General features: G+C 43.1%; 27 protein-coding genes and 1 pseudogene. 12 read left to right on the top strand and 16 right to left on the bottom strand.

The window, feature by feature from the left end; translation table 11 throughout:
- Positions 1–61 precede the first annotated feature (61 nt).
- From Q1J64_RS01605 to Q1J64_RS01590, 4 genes are all read right to left on the bottom strand, one after another.
- Positions 62–1,321: an ABC transporter permease gene (locus Q1J64_RS01605; RefSeq protein WP_301107347.1), complete on the bottom strand. Its 1,260-nt coding sequence runs from the start codon at positions 1,319–1,321 to the stop codon at positions 62–64.
- Positions 1,314–2,213 (bottom strand): ABC transporter ATP-binding protein, encoded by a 900-nt coding sequence (locus Q1J64_RS01600; protein ID WP_301107346.1) that lies wholly within the window; start codon positions 2,211–2,213, stop codon positions 1,314–1,316. The genes Q1J64_RS01605 and Q1J64_RS01600 overlap by 8 nt, the downstream gene beginning before the upstream one ends.
- Positions 2,214–2,282: 69 nt before the next feature.
- On the bottom strand, positions 2,283–2,594 hold the full coding sequence (locus Q1J64_RS01595; RefSeq protein ID WP_301107345.1) for a DUF2178 domain-containing protein: 312 nt from the start codon (positions 2,592–2,594) through the stop codon (positions 2,283–2,285).
- Positions 2,595–2,597: 3 nt separating this feature from the next.
- Entirely contained in the window at positions 2,598–2,816 is a 219-nt protein-coding gene (locus Q1J64_RS01590; RefSeq protein WP_301107344.1) for a helix-turn-helix transcriptional regulator, read from the bottom strand.
- 150 nt (positions 2,817–2,966) lie between these two features.
- On the opposite strand from Q1J64_RS01590, the gene Q1J64_RS01585 reads away from it, so the two are divergent.
- Together Q1J64_RS01585 and mgsA are read left to right on the top strand one after the other, a co-directional pair.
- Complete coding sequence (locus Q1J64_RS01585; RefSeq protein ID WP_301107343.1) at positions 2,967–3,152, top strand: YhzD family protein; 186 nt, start codon at positions 2,967–2,969, stop codon at positions 3,150–3,152.
- A 356-nt stretch (positions 3,153–3,508) separates the two neighbouring features.
- A pseudogene (mgsA, locus tag Q1J64_RS01580) lies at positions 3,509–3,921 on the top strand (methylglyoxal synthase).
- Between the two features lie 48 nt (positions 3,922–3,969).
- Here the strand turns inward: mgsA and Q1J64_RS01575 are convergent.
- The 4 genes from Q1J64_RS01575 to Q1J64_RS01560 form a co-directional block, all read right to left on the bottom strand.
- Positions 3,970–4,755 (bottom strand): enoyl-CoA hydratase, encoded by a 786-nt coding sequence (locus tag Q1J64_RS01575; protein WP_301107342.1) that lies wholly within the window; start codon positions 4,753–4,755, stop codon positions 3,970–3,972.
- 114 nt (positions 4,756–4,869) lie between these two features.
- Positions 4,870–6,381, bottom strand: a complete 1,512-nt coding sequence (locus Q1J64_RS01570) for a coproporphyrinogen III oxidase (protein ID WP_301107341.1) — start codon at positions 6,379–6,381, stop codon at positions 4,870–4,872.
- Between the two features lie 61 nt (positions 6,382–6,442).
- Positions 6,443–6,793: a YlbF/YmcA family competence regulator gene (locus tag Q1J64_RS01565; protein WP_301107340.1), complete on the bottom strand. Its 351-nt coding sequence runs from the start codon at positions 6,791–6,793 to the stop codon at positions 6,443–6,445.
- A gap of 11 nt (positions 6,794–6,804) precedes the next feature.
- Complete coding sequence (locus tag Q1J64_RS01560; protein ID WP_301107363.1) at positions 6,805–7,944, bottom strand: DUF445 domain-containing protein; 1,140 nt, start codon at positions 7,942–7,944, stop codon at positions 6,805–6,807.
- 176 nt (positions 7,945–8,120) lie between these two features.
- Here Q1J64_RS01560 and Q1J64_RS01555 point away from each other — a divergent pair, with 176 nt between their 5' ends.
- Positions 8,121–8,900 (top strand): helical backbone metal receptor, encoded by a 780-nt coding sequence (locus Q1J64_RS01555; RefSeq protein ID WP_301107339.1) that lies wholly within the window; start codon positions 8,121–8,123, stop codon positions 8,898–8,900.
- Positions 8,901–8,904: 4 nt separating this feature from the next.
- On the opposite strand, the gene Q1J64_RS01550 is transcribed toward Q1J64_RS01555, so the two are convergent.
- On the bottom strand, positions 8,905–9,294 hold the full coding sequence (locus Q1J64_RS01550; protein WP_301107338.1) for a ferritin family protein: 390 nt from the start codon (positions 9,292–9,294) through the stop codon (positions 8,905–8,907).
- A 79-nt stretch (positions 9,295–9,373) separates the two neighbouring features.
- Here Q1J64_RS01550 and Q1J64_RS01545 point away from each other — a divergent pair, with 79 nt between their 5' ends.
- From Q1J64_RS01545 to Q1J64_RS01520, 6 genes are all read left to right on the top strand, one after another.
- Positions 9,374–9,577, top strand: coding sequence for a YheE family protein (locus Q1J64_RS01545; RefSeq protein ID WP_301107337.1), 204 nt, complete (start codon positions 9,374–9,376; stop codon positions 9,575–9,577).
- Between the two features lie 44 nt (positions 9,578–9,621).
- A complete protein-coding gene (locus Q1J64_RS01540; protein WP_301107336.1) occupies positions 9,622–9,774 on the top strand; it encodes a hypothetical protein in 153 nt (50 codons plus the stop codon).
- Positions 9,775–10,188: 414 nt separating this feature from the next.
- Positions 10,189–11,529: a hemolysin family protein gene (locus Q1J64_RS01535; RefSeq protein ID WP_301107335.1), complete on the top strand. Its 1,341-nt coding sequence runs from the start codon at positions 10,189–10,191 to the stop codon at positions 11,527–11,529.
- A 74-nt stretch (positions 11,530–11,603) separates the two neighbouring features.
- Entirely contained in the window at positions 11,604–12,023 is a 420-nt protein-coding gene (locus Q1J64_RS01530) for a disulfide oxidoreductase (RefSeq protein WP_301107334.1), read from the top strand.
- Positions 12,024–12,029: 6 nt separating this feature from the next.
- Positions 12,030–12,503 carry a thioredoxin family protein gene (locus Q1J64_RS01525; protein ID WP_301107333.1) on the top strand — a complete coding sequence of 158 codons (474 nt, stop codon included), beginning with the start codon at positions 12,030–12,032 and terminating at the stop codon, positions 12,501–12,503.
- 13 nt (positions 12,504–12,516) lie between these two features.
- On the top strand, positions 12,517–13,359 hold the full coding sequence (locus tag Q1J64_RS01520; protein ID WP_301107332.1) for an RluA family pseudouridine synthase: 843 nt from the start codon (positions 12,517–12,519) through the stop codon (positions 13,357–13,359).
- A 39-nt stretch (positions 13,360–13,398) separates the two neighbouring features.
- On the opposite strand, the gene Q1J64_RS01515 is transcribed toward Q1J64_RS01520, so the two are convergent.
- Together Q1J64_RS01515 and Q1J64_RS01510 are read right to left on the bottom strand one after the other, a co-directional pair.
- Positions 13,399–14,331: a methyl-accepting chemotaxis protein gene (locus Q1J64_RS01515; RefSeq protein WP_301107331.1), complete on the bottom strand. Its 933-nt coding sequence runs from the start codon at positions 14,329–14,331 to the stop codon at positions 13,399–13,401.
- A gap of 27 nt (positions 14,332–14,358) precedes the next feature.
- Positions 14,359–15,183 (bottom strand): aldo/keto reductase, encoded by an 825-nt coding sequence (locus Q1J64_RS01510; RefSeq protein ID WP_301107330.1) that lies wholly within the window; start codon positions 15,181–15,183, stop codon positions 14,359–14,361.
- Between the two features lie 159 nt (positions 15,184–15,342).
- Here Q1J64_RS01510 and Q1J64_RS01505 point away from each other — a divergent pair, with 159 nt between their 5' ends.
- Entirely contained in the window at positions 15,343–16,641 is a 1,299-nt protein-coding gene (locus tag Q1J64_RS01505) for an NCS2 family permease (RefSeq protein ID WP_301107329.1), read from the top strand.
- A 241-nt stretch (positions 16,642–16,882) separates the two neighbouring features.
- Here the strand turns inward: Q1J64_RS01505 and trmL are convergent, their stop codons facing one another.
- Together trmL and queG are read right to left on the bottom strand one after the other, a co-directional pair.
- Positions 16,883–17,359 carry a tRNA (uridine(34)/cytosine(34)/5-carboxymethylaminomethyluridine(34)-2'-O)-methyltransferase TrmL gene (gene trmL, locus Q1J64_RS01500; RefSeq protein WP_301107328.1) on the bottom strand — a complete coding sequence of 159 codons (477 nt, stop codon included), beginning with the start codon at positions 17,357–17,359 and terminating at the stop codon, positions 16,883–16,885.
- Positions 17,360–17,377: 18 nt separating this feature from the next.
- Complete coding sequence (gene queG / locus Q1J64_RS01495; RefSeq protein WP_301107362.1) at positions 17,378–18,514, bottom strand: tRNA epoxyqueuosine(34) reductase QueG; 1,137 nt, start codon at positions 18,512–18,514, stop codon at positions 17,378–17,380.
- Between the two features lie 55 nt (positions 18,515–18,569).
- Between queG and Q1J64_RS01490 the strand changes: the two genes are divergently transcribed.
- Together Q1J64_RS01490 and Q1J64_RS01485 are read left to right on the top strand one after the other, a co-directional pair.
- Positions 18,570–19,271, top strand: a complete 702-nt coding sequence (locus Q1J64_RS01490) for a B3/B4 domain-containing protein (protein WP_301107361.1) — start codon at positions 18,570–18,572, stop codon at positions 19,269–19,271.
- A 2-nt stretch (positions 19,272–19,273) separates the two neighbouring features.
- Positions 19,274–19,786 carry a hypothetical protein gene (locus Q1J64_RS01485; RefSeq protein WP_301107327.1) on the top strand — a complete coding sequence of 171 codons (513 nt, stop codon included), beginning with the start codon at positions 19,274–19,276 and terminating at the stop codon, positions 19,784–19,786.
- 207 nt (positions 19,787–19,993) lie between these two features.
- Here Q1J64_RS01485 and Q1J64_RS01480 read toward each other — a convergent pair whose 3' ends face one another.
- From Q1J64_RS01480 to Q1J64_RS01470, 3 genes are all read right to left on the bottom strand, one after another.
- Complete coding sequence (locus Q1J64_RS01480) at positions 19,994–20,185, bottom strand: COG4315 family predicted lipoprotein (RefSeq protein WP_301107326.1); 192 nt, start codon at positions 20,183–20,185, stop codon at positions 19,994–19,996.
- On the bottom strand, positions 20,182–20,325 hold the full coding sequence (locus tag Q1J64_RS01475) for a hypothetical protein (RefSeq protein ID WP_301107325.1): 144 nt from the start codon (positions 20,323–20,325) through the stop codon (positions 20,182–20,184). Before Q1J64_RS01475 ends, Q1J64_RS01480 begins: the two co-directional genes overlap by 4 nt.
- A 180-nt stretch (positions 20,326–20,505) precedes the next feature.
- The coding region (locus Q1J64_RS01470; RefSeq protein ID WP_301107324.1) for a hypothetical protein at positions 20,506–20,751 on the bottom strand (246 nt) is incomplete at its 5' end.

Below are 20,751 nucleotides of genomic sequence, written 5' to 3'. Positions count from 1 at the left end.
CTCCTTACTTTTAAAGTACATGCAAAAAGCCTGCCGTCCCTTATCGACGGCAGGCTGCAAGTTATTCTTTTCCGAGCTGAATTGCTTTTTTCAAGTCTTTCAATGAACGGGAAGGACCGTACATCAGCACGCCTCCGCGATACACCTTTGCTCCAAACCAGCCGAGAAGCGCAATGGTAACGACCATGATTCCAATTGACAGCAACGGCTCCCAAAGCGGAAGATCGAGCATACCTACACGTAAAAACATAACTAATGGAGCGAAAAATGGCACAAAAGAGGCAATTTTTATATATCCCATCTCTGGATTCCCAAGCCCCGTAGCTGCAATAATGAACGCTGCCACGACCAGCAGCGACATCGGCATGATCATTTGCTGAACATCTTCCGTCCGGCTGACTAATGAACCGAGTAACGCAGCAAGAGTCGCATAAAGGAAATAACCTAACAAAAAGAACACGACGGCATAAACCAATGTGCTGACTTGCAGATTTTCCAAACTGAAGAATGCTGAAAAATCATTTTCTTCGCCTATTGAAGAAACTTTATAGGCGATCAAACCTGCCAAACCGTATACTAGAATCTGCACGATCCCAAGCGATCCGATTCCCAGCACCTTCGCAAACATATGCTTAACAGGCGACACACTCGAAATTAAGATTTCCATGACACGTGAAGACTTCTCCGTCGCCACTTCCGTCGCAATCATAGAAGAATAGATGATGACCGCAAAATAAATGACGAACATTAGCACATACACAAGCACACGCGCCTGATTCAGTTCCTCCTCCGATTTAGCCGAAGCAGAAATATTTTTCTTTTCAAAATGAATCGGTGTAAACAGCGTCGCCACTTCTTCACCCGACAGTGATAACTGTTCAGCCTTCACTTCAGTCTGGATGGACTGTAATGCGTCTTGCAAAGAAGACGGCAGATACTGATCCACTGAACTGGCTGACGTATATGTCGCTTGAATGGTCTGTGATGCATCCAGATTCAATTCAATGAATCCATCGATTTTTTCTTCTTCCACTTGCTTTTCTAACTGTTCTTTCGTTTCATTTGCAGACTCCACTGCAATTTCTTCATCGCTTAGTTTGAGCTGCTGTTGCAAACGTTCGAGGAGCACCCCGCTGTCATCCAGCACGAGTACCTTGTCTTCTTCTCCATCGCCAATTAATTTACTCACCGAACTGATGAGGCTAGGTAGATTGGCAAAGAGAAATATTCCCGCCACCATAATTAGCGTCGTGATAAAAAACGATTTAGTCTTCGCTTTCGTGACAAAGCTTTGCTTAAAAATAATCCAGAACTCACGCATGTTCTTCCCCCACTTTCGCAATGAAGATGTCCTGCAAAGATGGTTCTTCTATTTCAAAATGCCGGATTGGACCTTTCAATAAAGCTGCCTGCAGTAATGCATTCGCCGTACTTTCTTCTTCCACCTGGAATACCGCGCCTTCCAATGAATGATGGGCTGTAATAACACCAGCTATCGTATCGAGTTCTTCAAGCGGGAAATCTGCTCGAATTCTGACATTCTGTTTGCCGAACGAGCGCTTCACATCCCGTAAATTGCCGCTAACGAGCTGCTGCCCGTGGTGAATAATGCTGAGCTGCTCACACAATTCTTCTACATGATCCATGCGGTGACTGGAAAATAAAATCGTCGCTCCGCTATTGCGGAAATCAATAATCGCCCGTTTCAACATTTCTACATTTACTGGATCAAGGCCTGAAAACGGTTCATCCAGGATCAACAGCTTCGGATCATGCATTAACGAGGCGATGACTTGAATCTTCTGCTGATTCCCTTTAGACAGTTCCTCCACTTTTTTATTCGTGTAGTGAGGTACTTCAAAACGTTCGAGCCACTGAAGTGCTGCATTTTTTGCAGCTGTTTTATTCATGCCGCGCAGTTGGCCGAGAAATACAAGTTGCTCGAGCACCTTCATTTTCGGATATAGCCCCCGCTCTTCAGGTAAATAACCAATAAGTGGGCTCGTTGCATAGCTTATTTTCTGACCGTTCCAATGAATCGAACCTGCTGTTGTATTCAGCAAGCCAAGAATCATACGGAAAGTAGTCGTCTTGCCTGCCCCGTTAGCTCCGAGAAAGCCGTACATTGTTCCTTCTTCAACCGTCAGGGACAGCTGATCCACTGCCGTAAAGTCCCCAAATCGTTTGCTCACTTGTTCCAGCTGTAAAGCCATGTGCATTAGTCTCCTCTCAATCTCATTAACTAGTTCTACGTTTCACATCTCGAATTGTTTCAAAATTTTTTAATTTTTTTGGCTGGCAACTGCTGCCCCAATTATATAAGACAACATATGCACCACCCAGATTGCAGTTAAAATGAAGAACGCTATACCAGGTCCCTCCAGTAATATAGCAACCATCCATCCTATCAAAACAGCAGCTGTAGTGGCCATCCAGGAATATGAACGGGCCTGGCGATGTATGGTCTGATATCTTTCATCGTAACGTCTCTGCTTCTTACCCATTCTCCAGCTGATGAACAGTACCATACCTGTAATTGCAAGTCCCAGCGGCAATCCAAGCAAAAATGATCCTATATTAAAACCTTCATACATCCTCTATTCCTCCTTATAAATGAATAGTTCCTCTATGCTGCATTCAAATAAGTTAGCAGCTTTAAACGCAAGTACGAGAGATGGATTATACTTTCCTTTTTCTAAGGAAATAATGGTCTGCCGGGAAACATCTAATTTTTCCGCAAGTCCATCCTGCGTCCACCCCATTTCAACTCTTTTCACTTTGATCAGGTTATTCAGTTTTATCACCCTCTTTAGCATCTTAAAAACAGAATTGTAAAGGTAACTTTACGTAAAGCTTACTTTACATTTTCTTCAATGTCAAGTTTACTTTACACTGAAGTGTAATGAATCACTATTCATTTATCTTATTTCATAGTATACTGAATAAAAAGAAATGGAGGAGATGGAATGAAGACCTACAAACTGACTGCATACGAAAAAGATGGCTCCATGATTACAGAAGAATCATTCACTGCAGCAAATGATGATGCTGCAAAAGAACAGGGCCGCCAGCTGCTCACAGAAAAAGACTTACTTGAGCGCACACACCGCCTGGCTTCTCCACTTGGAAAGCTATTATTATTTCACGTCTAAAAAGAGACTGTTCCCGATTCGCAACGGGACAGTCTCTTTTTTTGCATCTAACCGACAAATTTCATCTTGTTCAAACATAAAAACAGTCCGACTTCTTTGAACCACCCCAATCTTGCTCTCTTCATATTTCTTTTTCCTCCAAATTATTTCCCGGGAAACTTTTTATTTGAAAATTATTTCTCCAACCATACATGTTCTTGAAAAAAACCTAGTAAATTTAAAGAAATTCATTTGTAAGCCTTTTCATTTTCACTTCCCGCTGTTTTCATTAGAGAATTTATAAATCAGCCTCCCAAAAGCGAGATTTTTCTCATTATTTGTGATACGCTATCTTCGTCAATATCACGTAGAAGGAAGTGACTGGTTTGAACATTGCCTTAATTGCGCATGATGAAAAAAGTCTGAATTAGTGAATTTTACAATTGCTTATGAACAAATATTTGCAAAACATACTCTCTACGCAACAGGTACGACTGGGAAACGGATCATGGAAGAAACAGAGCTTTCCATCAGCTGTCTTATGTCAGGACCGCTTGGCGGAGATCAGCAAATTGGCGCCATGATCGCAACAGGAAAATTGGATTTAATCTTATTTTTCCGCGATCCTCTGACTGCACAGCCGCATGAACCCGATGTAAGTGCATTGCTTCGCTTATGTGATGTTTATGGTATTCCGTTGGCTACAAACTTAGCATCCGCAGAACTATTACTGCGTGCGATTGAAAAAGGATATTTCTCTTGGCGGGAAACTGCTGCTAAATATCAATAAATCTCATTAAAAAGAAACAGACACGCAAAACTGCGTGTCTGTTTTATATTACTGACCTATAAAACTAGGTCTTCTTTTCTCAACGAATGCCTGGATTCCTTCTTTGTGGTCTGAAGTTCTGCGCATCGCTGCCTGACCTTCACTCTCTAACTCTACCACTCTCTTCAGCTCTTCAATTCCTGCAGCATGCAAAATCTGTTTAGATGCTGCCATTGAAGCTGTCGGGGAATGAAGAATTTTCTGTGCATGCTTCTGTACTGCATTCCATGCTTCACCGTCCGCCACTACTTGATCGATAAGGCCGATTTGCGCAGCACGTTTGCCGTCCAGTACTTCGCCTGACCAGATCAGCTGCTTCGCTCTTGCTGTACCCACTCGCTCTTTCAGGAAGAAATGACCGCCGCCATCCGGCAACAAACCAATTCCAATGAAATTCATAGCAATCTTACTGGATTCCTCTGCAATTACTACATCACATGCAATGGCAATACTGCATCCAAGCCCGGCTGCTGCACCATGGACCGAAGCGATTGTAATCTGCGGCATGCTGTACATCGACAGAGCCAGTCTGGATAAGTCGACCATAATGTCTTCCATCTTCATCGGTCCTCGCGGGTCGAGCATCGCTTTAACGTTGCCGCCTGCTGAGAACGCCCCGCCAGCTCCACGGAACAGCACTACATGTACAGATGAGTTCCCACGAAGTTCATCAACGACGTCTGCAAGCTCTCTCATCATTTCTCCGTCCATCGCATTCATCGCTGCTGGTTGATTAAATGTAACCGTTGCCAATCTGTCTTGAATTTCCACTTCGATCTGTTTTGTCATAATCATTTCCCCCTTTATTGTGAATGGTCGTTCATTCACTAATTATACACAATTACCAGATCATTTGCATAACTATCGATAAAAAAATTCCCAATCACCGCAATGACTGGGGATTTTTCATTAATCTATTGAGTGAACTGAAGGAAATAGTTCCTCCAGATACGCTATTTTTTTATCGATTGATTCTTCAAAACCAAGAATATAAGCAGCAGGTTCCTTAGGATTATGGAACTGTGTCAGCTTGCCTGTTTCGGGGTCCATGAACTTGCTAGAAGCTCCGCAGCCTAATCCGATAATCGTCTGCGCCTCTTCCATGATCAAGATATTATACAGACTCTCTTCTCCAGGGTGTGAATAGCCGACATTTTCAAGATTGCCCAGAATATTTTTCTGACGGTACAGATAATAAGGAATATAGCCGTTCGTTTCTGCCCATTCCTCACCGCGTTTCATCATTTTGCCAACAGTTTCACGGTCCGCCACTTGATACTTGTCTTTATTACGCGTCATTTCGGAAGCCCGTTTGAACGACAGTGTATGAATCGTCAGCGATTCAGGCTGCATCTTTTCCGTCTCAGCCAATGAATGCTCAAATTCATCCAGCCCTTCATTTGGCAAGCCGATAATCAGGTCCATGTTGATGTTGCGCATGCCCTGCTCACGAGACAGCCAATACTTGTCGATCGTTTCCTGCACGCTGTGGTGGCGCCCGATTGCTTTCAGTGTTTCATCCGTATAAGATTGCGGATTGACGCTAATTCGGTCGATGCCCCATTTTTTCAGCACTTCCAGCTTCGGTACGGTAATCGTGTCAGGACGTCCCGCTTCCACCGTCACTTCACGCACATGCTCCATGTATGGGAAAGAATCTACCATTGTCTGATAGAGTGCATCCATTTCATCCGCTTCAATCGAAGTCGGTGTACCGCCGCCGAAATAAATTGTCGTTATACGGATATCACGCTCTTTTAGCCAGCTTCCGATAGCCCGCATTTCTTCATGCAAACCGTCTAGAAAGTTTTCTACACGGCCGTTTTTGCGGTGAATGGCATAGGCCGGGAATGTACAGTACGCGCATTTCGTCGGACAGAACGGAATTCCAATGTAGATACTAACTTCTTGCTTCAGCGAATAAAGGTCAGGCAGTGCATTCAACTGAATGTCTGCAATCTGTGCGATCAATTCACTCTTTCGTACAGATACCCGGTGGCGCTGCTGCAATAATTGCTTTGCTTCTTCAGTCGTATAACCATCCTGTTTATACATATGATAGAGCTTAGTCGGCCGAATTCCAGTTAGTATTCCCCATTCCTGTTCCATACCAGTTGCTTGTTCTAAAACATCCAGCAGAACATGTGAATACATTCTTTTTTTCTGGCGCACTTGTTCTTTTTCATCTGTCTCTGAAAATGCTTCAGCAAACTCCGAAGTATATTGCCGGCCCTTCCATTGAAGTTCCGCTAAAACACTTGGAGAAGAGCCGTTCATTTGTTCAGAAAATCGTATGTCAATAGTGGCGTCATCTACCGTTTCAGTCCCTACTTTTGATTGCTCAAAAAATAAATTGGCCAGATGGGTAAACATCCGGATCCAGTCTTGCGGGAACTGCTCAAATACATTTAGTTGCTGCATCGTTCTCTCCTACTCTCCATCGATTGAAAAAAACCGGCCTGGGCCGGTTTCAATTATACTATTAATTGAAGCTTTCATAAAGGTCTTGCACAGGCTTCAATACGACACGGTTTACTTCTTCAATTAATTCGCTAAGCTTCATTTCTGCAGTCAGCATCGCCATGATCAACGGATTTTCCTGAGCTAATTGCGCAGTCTTCTGTGCATGCTCGAGTTCTTCACCTGGGATTTCCTCGCCGGCCATTTGCTTCTGCTGCAAATTCATTTGAATTTCACGGAAACTTTCAAAAAGCACACGCGCTTCTTCATCACCCTTGACGTCTTCCATAGCCGTTTTCACCGCTAAGTACTGATCTGTCTTGCGTAAGGTAGATTCCAATTTGTTCATATCATCATAAATATTAATAGTCATGTAAATTCCTCCTAAAGTCCATTTAATGTTAAAGCAATAATCCCTTGTATGATACCGATCGCGCCGCCAAGTACTGCGCCAAGAACCGTAATCATCTTAAACTCTCTGCGTGATATACCGAGTACTAAATCCTCCAGAACAGCTACTGGGAATGTATCAACCTGTTCTTTCACCATTTCATCGAGCTTTAATTTTTGTAACGACTGCTCCAGCTGAAGCTCTGCCTGCCCGAAGACAAACTTTACAATCTGCGGTGTTACATTATCCGCAGTCCATTCAGCACCAGTCGGCCAATAATGTTCTAAACTGTAGTCAAGCCGTTCTCTCAGTGCCAATTGATCGACCGCGTACTTCCTCACCGAATTAAAAACGCTGTCAAAGTCGAACTCTGCCGTCAACTTTTCCATCGGCTGTTGTTGAATATTACGCCACTCTTTCCAGATCAGCTTATCGAGCAATTCCTTCGTTCCCGGTGCTCCTGTAAAGCGCAGTGCTTCCCGCTGGATCTTACCGACTAGCGAATCCGAATCGTTGAAGAACATATTCAGCATACCGCCTAATGTACCTTTCGAATTCAGGAAATCGTCAATCAGCTTTTGGAAGGTGTCTTTGCCTTCATCAGAATTAATAAACTTTTCTGCGCGTTGCAACAAGAAATTCGAAGCATGCGGTATTCTTTCCTCCACTTGCTGTTGCCAGCGCAATGGAACCACTTCAGCCACTGTACCAGTTGTCACTTTTGTTTTCATGTCAAGTAACTGACGATCAATTAATGTAAGCAATTTTCCTTCCACTTGTTCGGGAAGTTCTGATGCTCCCGCAAGGTTTAGCCAATCATTCAATGTCTTGTCCGACTGCAAGATGTACTTGTTCATTCTATCCTGAACAAACTTCTCCACACGTTCTTCCATGACAGGTGTCATCAGCTTTCTCCTAAAAAGATCAGGCGTCAGCAAATAATTCGTTACCGTCTTACCCAGCTGCGTCGCAAGCTCACTGCGGCGTTTCGGAATTAAGCCCGGCGTAAACGGCAAGCGCGTTTTCCCAATAAATTTCGGTTCATGCGGCCTGAAAAGCATCTTGATCGCAAGGTGGTTCGTTACCCCTCCAATCAACGCTCCAATGAACGCCATGAACAAAATAGTTAGCACTATTGTCAATCTTTTCACCTTATTCCACTTGGTCTTCGTCCAATTATAACAAAAACCAGCTGAATGAAAAGAAAATCGAGGCGGGGATTTTTGACTTTACAATTTAGTTTGATTCAGGTACGTTGCAAGTAGCGTCATTTCAGCTTTCTTATAAAATTCAGGAGGTCAACAAATCCATGAAAAAAGAAGTTACCGATCATTTGGGAAGAACACTGACGTATGAGTTTCCACCAAAGCGGATCGTTACATTATGCCCCGGCATTACAGAAACTTTATTCGCAATCGGACTGGAAGATGAAATTGTTGGCCGGACAAGGTATTGCATCTATCCGGAGGTTGCAAAGAAAATTCCTGCAGTCGCTGGCACAAAAGATTTGGATCTGGAGAAAATTCACGCTGCCAAACCAGATGTAATTATTATGGAGAAAGAAGAAAACACGCGTGAAATGGTGGAGATACTTTCAGAATTTTATCCAGTCTATGTAGCCGAAGTCCAGACAATCGATGATGCGTTTCGGATGATTACAGACATGGGTACTCTGACAGACCGTCAACAGCAGGCCGATTCATTGGCTGCAGATATCAAACAAGCTTTTGCAGAGCTGCCTGCACTGCCTGCTGCACGTGTTGCGTATGTGATTTGGAAAAAGCCCTATATGGTGGCAGGCAAGGATACGTACATCAATACGCTTCTTCAGCGAATTGGGTTCATCACACCGTTTGCTGAATCGGCTGACCGCTACCCTGCTTTGACGGAAGAACAATTTAAAGAAGCTAAGCTAGATCTCGTTTTATTAGCTTCAGAACCGTATCCGTTCAAAGAAAAACAGCAATTGCAATTCCAGGAAATGCTGCCGGATACATCGATTCAGCTGATTGACGGCGAAATGTTCTGGTACGGCGCCCGCATGCTGCTAAGTGCGAAGTATTTACAGACCTATGATTTTGGCCTCTGATTCATTATGTTCCATTAAAGATGGTAGACATTCGAATCGCATGCTCCATCTCATCATTCATGGCAATGAAAAGTGGATCATGTGCCGCATCAAACGGCGCTTTTAAAAGCATTTCTTTATATACTTCCACAGCTTCCAATTCATCAACCAGCGCATTTTTCGCACATTCTTTTAAGTTAGTGCACGGCGCCATTTTTTTCGGATTCGGTACGAAGTTTCCTGTCATCATATAATGAAGCTGCTGAAACATTTCATAATGGCTCTTCTCATCTTCATAGGCATGACGGATAAACTCCTGCCACAGCGGATCGTTGGTTAGCTGATACATCGACTTATAATAAAAGTACGATTTATACTCGTCTTCGATGGCGTTTCGTAATTGCGTAACAAACACACACTCATCCTTTCGCTCTTTTGCTCATTTTATGAAAAGAATGGTCAGGATATCACTAAATTAAAAGGAGATGCTACATATGCTGCAGCATTTTAGTCACAAAAAAATGTTTGAAGGAACGGATCTTCCGGGCTGGACCATTTCATTTTACTATCAAAACCAACAGTACTCAGGTGATTACCATAAGGACGGATCAGTCAATTGGACAAACGGCACACCGCCGAATGAAACCGAAGTTTTGAAAATGGTTCACGACTTGATGACCTATCATGTATATGAATGATTTCTCTCATAATCGGCCATCCTTGTATTAGAGGAGGTGCTGTTATGGGCAAAGAGAAATCCGATGGCAAACAGCAGCTGGAGAAAGAACGTCTGCGTAAGCAGTCCCAGAAAACTGAAAATGTTTTCGAAGACGTAAGCCGTATCCCCAATGAACAAAATGCCTTCAAAGAAACCCAGCCTCGCTACGGCGAATAACCATCAGAACCTTCCTTTTTAGGAGGTTCTTTTGTTTTTTTAGAAGCATTGAATTCGAGTTCAAATAAGATTCACTTCACTTAGTTTGTAGAAGGGATTTACGCTTCAATCCCAATAGAGTAAATAGTGATACTTAGACTGCTCTCAGTAAGTATTATAAAGTCGGCTCACCGCGGGCCCTCCGCGTCCGTCTGAAACGCAGGGTAACGGTATCCTACTACTTACCAAATTATCTTATTCAAACTACTGAACTTCTTATGATGTATACACAATCCACATATTTTCTATATTTATAAGTACCAGGAATTGTGTTTTCTCGATAAATAAATTATTATAAAAGATAACTAACTTTACATTACAGGAGGTGTACGCTTTATACTTTTTCCTCATTTGGAATAAGCATAGAGCTATTATTTGGACATTCCCATACGATTGGCAGCTTTTGCTGCCTTGATCGCACTCACCGCTTTCTTTGTCGCGTGTGAATTTGCCATCGTGAAAGTCCGTTCTTCCCGTCTCGATCAGCTGATCGTCGAAGGAAACAAACGAGCGGTACTTTCAAAAAAGATTGCTGATAACCTAGATGAATATCTGTCTGCCTGTCAGCTCGGAATCACTATTTCCGCGCTTGGCCTTGGTATGCTTGGCGAACCCACAGTTAAATTAATGCTGGCGCCGATCTTTGACAAGCTTGCACTTGAAACGAATGTAGAGACAATTCTTTCATTCGGTATTGCTCTGGCGATCGTCACTTATCTCCATGTTGTTGTAGGAGAGCTTGCACCGAAAACCATTGCACTACATAAAGCGGAGGAATTATCGCTTGCCCTGTCAGTGCCTTTGAATATTTTCTACCGACTGATGTATCCGATTATCAAAGGGATGAACGGATCTGCCCGTCTGGTTACGCGATTACTTGGCTTCAAATCCATATCTGAGTTAGAAGTTGCACATACTGAAGAAGAACTACGTATCATCCTGTCAGACAGTTTGCGCAGCGGGGAAATTAACCAAGCAGAATATAAATATGTGAACCGGATTTTCGAGTTTGACGACCGGCTTGCAAAAGAAATCATGCTGCCCCGTACGGAAATGATGACTGTAGACAAAAGCATGACGTTATCCGACGTGTTTGAATTGATGGATGTGGAGCAATATACACGCTATCCGATTATAGACGGGGATAAAGACCACGTCATCGGATTAATTAATATGAAACACCTGTTAACAGCTTATATTAAAGATCCAACTACCGGCGACAAGTCTGTCGTCAACTATATGCAACCGATCATCCGAGTAATTGAGACGATGCCTATTGGAGATTTACTGTTAAAAATTCAACGTGAGCGAATCCATATGGCCGTTTTGCTGGATGAATACGGCGGCACATCGGGACTTGTAACAATTGAAGATATTCTAGAGGAAATTGTTGGTGAAATCCGCGATGAATTCGATCTGGATGAACTGCCCGAACTACAGAAAATAGGTCCGGACCATTATATCTTGGACGCTAAAATGCTGATTGAAAACGTCAATCATGAACTCGACATCGAGATTTTGGAAGATGATATCGATACAATCGGCGGCTGGTTTATGGATCAGCGTTTTGAAGCGATACCAGGTGAGAAGATTATTGAACAAGGCTATGAATTTACTGTAAAAGAAGTGGATGGCCATCACATTCTTTATTTGGAAGCAAAAAAACAGCTGCCTGAAGAAGAAAACGCAGAAGACGAAGACAGCACTGCGTTATAATGGAGAAGCTTTCCTGCTACCCGGGAAGGCTTTTGTCATGATTGCCAGAGTTAAAGGAAAGGAGTGAAGTACATATGGCAAAAAAACAAGAGAATCTGCTCCTATTCATTTGGACACTGGCATTAATCGCTACTCTCGGCTCTCTCTATTTTTCAGAGATTAAAGGGTATGAGCCATGCACGCTCTGCTGGTATCAGCGTATATTCATGTATCCGATCGTACTGATCGCGCTGATTGCACTGATTCAAAAAAATGCCCGTATTGCTATGACGACTGCTGCATTTTCATTGATAGGCGGCGGAATTTCCCTCTATCATTATGGAATTCAAAAGCTAACCTTTCTGCAAGAGAGTGCCCCCACATGTGGAACGGGTTCCTGTACTGGCCAATTTGTAAATTATTTAGGCTTTATCACGATTCCATTTATGGCTTTCATAGCATTTACTTTCATTTTTGCGGCAAGTCTCGTAATGTGGAAACAAACAAAGGAGTGACACCAATTGAAAAAATTATTAGCCATTGGCGGATTTATTGTGGTGATCTTTATTTTGATCATCGTGTTAAACAACAAGTCGAATGAAACAAAATTAACGGATAATCCTTATGGAACTGACAAGCTGGACCAACTGACAATTGATTTATTACAAAACGAGAATTATCAAAACATCATTCTTCCCGATGCTTTGGACAAGCAAATAAAAAGCGGTGAACCAACAACTGTTTATTATTTCAGTCCGGAATGTCCGCACTGTATGGAAATGACGCCGAGACTGATGCCGATCGCCGACAATCAAAAGGTTCACATTTATCAATACAATATGCTGGAATTCAGTAAACAGCTGAATGCTGAATACGGCGTCAAACAATGGCCAACTCTTGTTCATTATAAAGACGGCAAAGAACAGTTCAGAATGAGCGGCGGACATCCCGATGAAAATATTAAAGCATTTTTCGACGAAATTGAAAAGAACTAAGGAGACGGACTAGATGACAAGTTTTCATTACACAACGATACAACCCGGTGAAACAGTGGAACAGCTGCTCCGCGAACAGTGGCAGGGCGGCAAAAAGACGGTTCACCAAATGCGTATGGATAAAAGCGTGACGGACTCTGAAGGCCTTCCTGTTGAATGGAAAGAACCATTGCCTGAAGGTACAGAGCTGACTTTCGCTTTTTCAGATGCGCAGTCGTCCTATAAACCGGAACCATTTCATTCACTGCGTGTCGTCTTTGAAGATGAGCATTTGTTGGCAGTGAATAAACCGGCCGGAGTTTCTGTTCACCCTGAACATTCGCCCGGCACAGGCACACTGATGAACGAAGTGATGGGTTACATCGATTCTAAAGGCGGCACTTACGCAGAGCACGTCCACCGTCTCGATCAACACACGGCAGGAATTCTGCTGATTGCCAAACACCCGATTTCCAAGACAATGCTAGACCGGATGCTTGAGCAGAATAAAATCGACCGATTCTATACTGCTGAAGTAGAAGGCCAACTGAGAAAACCACGCGGCACTATTAATATGCCGATTGGTAAGGACCGCTACCATGCGACACGCCGCAGAGTATCCCCTTCCGGCCAGTCTGCAGTGACGCATTTTAAAGTATTGGAACGTCTTGCCAACAGTACTTTAGTGGAAGCGCAACTGGAGACTGGACGCACACACCAAATCCGTGTGCACTTCTCGCATATGGGACATCCGGTTGTCGGTGACCAACTCTACGGCAGCGAAACAATTGCAAGAGGACCTTATAAATTGGTCGCGTCAAAAGTGGCTTTCGAACATCCGATTACTTCCGAACAAATTGTATTAGAAACTGAATAAATAAATAAATCCCGCAGATTACCGATCTGCGGGATTTATTTATTTTATTAACAGTTGCTGAATACCGCTTTCTAAACGTTTATCTACTTCTTTCGCGTCTTCAATATGTTCGACAATCAATTCATGCGCTCCTGAAAATAGAGAATTTGCTTTCTTCAGTTCTTGCTGCATTTTAGAGGAAAGTTCATTCTGCTCAGCAATCATTTTTTCTATGGAAGAAATATCTGCCTGACTTCCCTGCACGGTTTCCAGAATAGAACCGATTTTCGAAGCCGTCTGCAAGCTGACCGCCACACCCTGCTCAATTAATTTTGAGCTTTTCTTTGTTGCTTCCAATGCTTGCAGAATTTCCTCTTTCAATGCATTGGTCAGTGACTGAATATTTTTCGTACTGTCTGAAGTGCTTTCTGCTAGATTCCTAACTTCTTGCGCTACTACCGAGAAGCCCTTGCCATATTCTCCTGCACGCGCAGCCTCAATGGAAGCATTCAGAGCCAGTAAATTTGTCTGTGCAGCAATATTTTCTATCACACCTACGATTGACTGAATTTCTACGGAACGTTCACTTAATTGCGTCATGCTTACTTCCGACATTTCCATATGCTTACCTAAATCATTCATTACTTCGGCAGTTTTACGTACTTCATCTGCACCGTCCTGCGCTTCCTTCACCATGTAAATAGATTTTTCCTCAAGCGAACGACCATTATCATGTAGTTTCATCGAAGCTTCTGTAGTCTGTTCACTAAGATTCTGTATGATATTAAAACTGCTCTCAATCTCTGAAACTGCTTCGCCCAATACATTGTGCTGTGCATTTACTTTCTCGTGCTGCGTAACAGCCGCCGTTAATTCGTTCTCCACTTGTTTATATCGCTCCTGCTGCTGATCCTCAGCTGAGCTGACTGACGTAACAGCTGTCTCTTCTACTACCGTTCCAGTCTGTTCTGTTCTACGTCGAAATAACCCCATTTTACTTCCCCCATTTTCTCTAGACTATCAAAATGTATCCGGATCTGTACCTGTTCGCTGATCTTTATTCATCGCATCAATCAGCGTCATTTCTGTTTCTGATAGCTGAAAATCGCTTACTTCACTATTTTCTTTAATACGGCTCTCTGTCACTGATTTGGGAATGACAATGAGATTGTGCTGAAGATGCCATCTAATCATCACTTGGGCCACCGTTTTTCCGTGACTTTCGGCAATCGCAGACAACACCGGATCATCTAACAAAGTGCCTCTTGCCAGCGGACTCCAGGATGTCACAGCAATTTGATGATCGCTGCAAAATTGACGAAGCGGTTCCTGCGTCAGCATCGGATGAAGTTCAACCTGATTGACCATTGGACGAATGTTGGCAACAGTAAAGAGCTCCATCAAGTGAGACTCATGATGATTGGAGACACCTGTTGCTCTGATTAACTTTTCATCATACAGCCTCTCGATCGCACGATATGTATCGATATAACTGCCACTGACCGGCCAATGTGTCAGATATAAATCCAAATAACTCATGTCCAGCGCTGTCAATGAACGCTCGAAGGCTCTAAGCGTTTCATCATATCCCTGTTCATCATTCCACACTTTTGAAGTAATAAACAGGTCTTCGCGTGGAACGCCACAATTCCTGACCGCATCGCCCACTTCTTTTTCATTCTGATAAATTGATGCTGTATCAATTGCTCGATAGCCTTGTGAAACCGCTTTCTCCACCGCTGTCACGGTTTCTTCCGGGTCTGTCATTTTATATGTGCCGAGACCTAGCTGTGGCATCTGTACACCATTGCTCAATAACACCATATGTTCAAATATAGTTGGCATGTCATTTCCTCCTTCAAAAAATCTACTAGACTAATTGTACAGTTTTTCGTTCACTTTTACGAATAAACTTTTTCAATATAATGGCTTGATTTCTCTCGTGAAAACGAATATTATTGTCTTTGGTCTTTAATTCGTTCGTCATTTAAGGGGAGAATATGATTGTTTCAATTAAAAAAGAATAATACCACTGTTAAAACTGAATTATTAGCAGGTATCACAACTTTTCTGACGATGGTTTATATCGTCATCGTCAACCCGATTATTCTATCGGACGCTGGAGTTCCTTTCGACCAAGTATTTCTAGCCACTATCATCGCCACTGTTATTGGTACGGTTTGGATGGCTTTATTCGCTAACTATCCAATTGCAATTGCTCCAGGAATGGGCTTGAATGCATATTTTGCTTCAATTGTTATCGGCTCTGATGGACAGTTGGATTATCTGACAGCCTTCTCTGCTGTATTTATTGCAGGACTTATTTTCGTCTTGCTGTCCATGACTTCATTCCGGGAAAAGTTGATTGAATCCATCCCCGAGAATCTCAAATACGGGATTACTGCTGGTATTGGATTATTTATCGCATTTATCGGATTGCGTTTATCAGGACTAGTCGCACCACATGAGTCCAATATTGTTCAACTAGGTGATCTAACATCTCCTGCCGTAATGCTGACACTCTTTGGGTTGATTGTTACCGTCATTTTAATGAACTTGAATGTTTACGGAGCGATTTTTATCGGCATGATCACAACTGCCATCGTCGCTTTCTTTACCAAGCAGCTAAAGTTTGAAGGCTTTATGAAAATGCCGCACCTGCCGGAAGGAATTTTAGTCTGGAATCCAATTCAAGCAATGGGTGATGTCATCACTCACGGTCTGTACGGAGTGGTCTTTGCATTCTTGCTCGTGACTTTGTTCGATACGACAGGAACGATGATCGGCGTAGCAAAACAAGCGGGTCTGATGAAAGGCAAATCTTTGCCGCGTGCACGTCATGCGCTTCTTGCCGACTCACTTGCCGCTTCTGTCGGCGCTATGGTCGGTACAAGCCCGACATCTGCTTACGTTGAATCCTCTTCAGGTGTAGCCGTAGGAGGCCGGACAGGACTCACTACGCTGACTGTAGCCGTTCTGTTCATTATTGCAGCATTCTTCAGCCCAGTTGTCAGCGCGCTGTCAGGTGTAGCGGCGATCACTGCTCCTGCGTTAATTATCGTAGGCAGTCTCATGATCAGTGCCGTAAAGCATATCGAATGGGATTCATTTGACGAATCATTCCCTGCTTTCCTGGTTATCTTAACGATGCCGCTTACTTCAAGTATTGCAACAGGAATCGCACTTGGTTTCGTTTCATACCCGCTTCTGAAGATTACAAAAGGCCAAGCGAAGCAGGTTCCTCTATTGCTATATATTTTCGCAGTTCTGTTTGCTTATCAACTATTTTTCCTGCCGCACTAAGATTTGTTAACAACCTGTCACAAACTAAAGCGAAGGATATTTCATTTTCCATTCGTTTACGGTATACTGTGTGAAGGACTACTGATTTTACAGGAGGTACAAACAATGAGACTATTACTAATTGCAGCTGTTTGTTTCGCATTCCTCTCTGCTATTTTTACAGGCGGATACGAAGACAAGCCAGGCCAAGTAAAAAAATAAGTACAATAAAAGGGACTGGCATATGGCCGGTCCCCTTTTTTTATGTTAAATGCGTAAATTTTTGCTGTCTTAATGCCTCATAAATTAAAATCGCAGCCGTATTCGACAAATTCAACGAACGAATATGTTCATCATTCATCGGAATGCGCAGACAAGTTTCCTTATTTGCCGCAATGATTTCCTTCGGTAGGCCTGTCGTTTCTTTGCCGAACACAAAGAATATATCTTCATCCTGATCCGTAAAGTCGAATGAATCGTAACTTGTTTCGCCGAATTTCGTAATGAAGTAGAATTTACCTTTTGGATAAGCAGCAAAAAACTCCTCGATCCCATCATGGTACGTAATTTCCACGTGCTGCCAATAATCCAGTCCCGCGCGTTTCAGCATTTTATCATCCGTCGAAAAACCTAACGGCCGGATTAAATGGAGCGCCGTGTCGGTTCCTGCGCAAGTGCGCGCGATATTCCCTGTATTCGCAGGTATCTGCGGTTCAAATAAAGCTACATGTATAGTCATTTTAATTCGTACCTTCTTTCAATTAGTTTGCAGCTGCTTAATAGCACGGTCGATTTCCTCTTTAACCGTTGCCTCCTGCTCTGCGATATATCCTTGATGTAACCCCACTTCTGCTTCTGCTGTCCCGATTCTGCCAAGCGCCCATGCAGCTGTTCCCCTGATCATAGGACGCGGATCCTCTGCCAGCAGTCTCACTAATTCTGGGACTGCAGATTCATCTTTGAAATGCCCCAAAGCAATTAATGCATTGCGTTGAATAGGATTCTTACCTCGCCAGGAGCCTGACATATGCCCGTATTGTTCTTTAAACTGTCGATTGGATAAAGACAGTAACGGCAGCAAAAGAGGCTTAACAAGGGCAGGATCCGGTGTAAACCCTGGCTGATGGGTATGATTCATTCCTTTGTTTTTAGGACAAATCGTCTGGCACGTATCACAGCCGTAAAGACGGTTGCCGATTTTCTGTCTGAACTCTTCTGGCACCGCTTGTTTCGTCTGGGTTAGAAACGCAATGCAGCGCCTGGCATCTAATTGTCCACCCTGAATGAGTGCGCCCGTCGGACAGGCATCCAAACATAGCGTACAATCCAGACACTGGTCCTCCATCGGCTCATCGGGTGCAAACGGGATATTCGTAATCATCTCTCCAAGGTAGACGTATGAACCGAATTCCGGTGTAATGATTGCACAGTTCTTTGCCGACCATCCGATGCCTGCTCTCTCTGCAACTGCCCGGTCAACAAGCTCTCCCGTATCCACCATGGAACGAAGCCTTGCATCAGGCACCTTCGTCAGAATGAAAAGTTCCAGCTGCGCCAGCTTGTCCCGCAGTACTGTATGATAGTCTTCGCCCCAGGAAGCACGGCAGAACATCCCACGCCGTTCTCCTTTTTTACCGCGGGGACTATCTTTCATCTTTGAAGGATAAGCCACCGCTATAGATATGATGCTCTCTGCCTGATCCAGCAACAGCAAAGGATTGGTACGTTTATCGAGATCCGGCTCTTCAAATCCGGATTGGTAGTTCAAACGCTGCTGCTGTTTCAGTCGATCCTTCAACTTTACGAACGGGGCTGCTGTCGTAAAACCTATTTTGTCGATTCCAATGGCCGCCGCAAATTCACGTATTTCTGCTTGCAACTGAGCGACATTCACCATTCCCCGCCTCCCTTATGATAAGATAAAGAAAAATTAGATGTAGGTGATATTCATGCAACTTACTATCCATCCTTCTATATTTACAAAAATTCCTGATTTCAAATTAGGCATGATCTATTATAACAAAACAACCGTCTCTGCATCACCTCAGATGCTAAAAGGGCGTCTGCAATTATTCCAGGAACAACTTTATTTCGAATTGCTGGACAAGAATATTTCCGATTTTCCCGGTCTGGAGGAATGGCAGTCTATCTGTAGGAAGCTAGGCGCTGCCCACCCTGTAACACCTTCAGCCTTAGAAATTTTGATGAACCAAATAAAAAGTCACAAATATATCTCTTCCTTTCACAGCGCAGAAGATTTAAATGTATTCTTTTCCCTGCAATATGAGATTCCAGCTTCTATTTACGACGCAGACAAAATAACTGGAAATATTAAACTGTCAATAGGAACGGCTGAGGATGGCTACGAAGGTCTCAACAGCCAATTCAATACTTTCCCCAGCCAATTACTCTTAAGTGACGATTACAGTGCTTTTGGTAGCCCTCATACAGACTCTATCCGTACAGCTGTCACAGAGGAATCAGAAAACATCCTGCAGTTACTGTTTATTCGTCCTTCATTAAACGCCGGAGAAGCTTTCCAATTAACCAATGCCTGCGGGAAAATGTTCACCAGCATAAATGGAGGAGATTTCTCTTCCGCTATTCTGACAGCTGAACGGCCAGCTTTTACAATAAAGAAAGAGGTGTAATCATGACCATTACTTTAGCAGAAGGCGTCAAATTAAAAAGTATTCTTTCAAAACAAATACGTGAGCTGGAATCAGAAGCTCACAGAGTAGCATTTGTAACAGTAGAAAAAGGCACCGTTCCGCCTCCAGTCTCCCGCTCTCTAGAAGACGTAGAAAAAGAAATTGAGCAAGCTAGAATGGATCAGCGCAAGCTCGATTTACTTATCTATATTGCAAACAGCACGCATACCGTAGATTTTGAAGGACAAGAGCTTCCATTGGTTGAAGCAATCGAGCTGGCCATTCAACTACGGGCAAAAGCCAACTTTTATAAAGAACTTTCATTAGCCAATAAAGAAGAAATCCAATACGGTTACTCGGAGTCAACAACCGTATACCGTGTCGCATTGTTTGATCCCGAAGCATACCGCCAGAAAGCCCAGCAAGCAGAAAAGTCTGCTCACCAGCTTTCCAATCGGATCAATACGAAAAACTATACTATTACGTTGGACTTCAATGGATCGGAATATTTCTAATCTCCGAGAAGGTGAGACTCCTTTTCGGAGCATGGAGCGAGAAACAGAAACCTTAACTTTTGAAAAAACCAATAACTCGTTACCAGTTACACATTGACCTATGACCCATAACCAACCATGTCTATGGCAATAAACCCCTACGAGCAATACCCGTTCTGGCTTCTCCTCCATGGCACGCTCTTTGTCAATTTGACAAGAGCGTGCTTTTTATTTTTTCCCTACTATTAGTGTCAAATTGAAAGTGTCAAAAAAGCATTGAAAGATACTACCGAAGTCGGCCTTATCATAACCATCTGGTATTTCATAATCACTATCTTTTACAAGCGGCCAGTTTGCAAGGCAGTCACCTGTACAGTTCCTCTTTCCTTCAGTGTCTTTTTTAAAATAATATAACGTCATTCCTTTGTCTCCGTCTTTGACTGACTCTGTACTTTCATTTCCACTTTCGATTTCACTTTCGTTCCCCTATCCATGCCAGTCACCACAATCAACCCAGCAACAGTCAGAATGACGAAAAGGACGAAACCAATTTTCTTCAATACTCTCAAATACCTTTCAAATAGTACTTCTACTAAAGATAACGACGGAAGGGACAAAACGCGTTTACACGCAATTGAATTGGCTCTTTTTATGGATGAAATAGAGGTGAGTTCATAAATTAGTAACAGAAAACCCTTGGGCTCCTTTTTGGGAGACCAAGGGTTATAACTATACGTATTTTATTTTTTTAATGAACTAAATAAAGAATCATAAGCCGTAACGACTTGCTGGTAATAACCGACTAACTTGTCCCAAACTGTTGTTTGATTAGCTTCATCAGTCTCCGCAGCATCTGTAGTGTCGTCGCTATCAGTTGCGTCTTCTACTACTTCTTCATCCTCAGCTGGAACTTCTGCAGTGTCGTCGCTATTAGTCGCGTCTTCTGCTACTTCTTCGTCCTCAGCTGGAACTTCTGCAGTGTCGTC

The sequence above is a fragment of the Sporosarcina sp. genome, assembly GCF_029257255.1.
GTDB lineage: Bacteria > Bacillota > Bacilli > Bacillales_A > Planococcaceae > Sporosarcina.
This window is presented reverse-complemented; position numbering and strand designations above follow the sequence as displayed.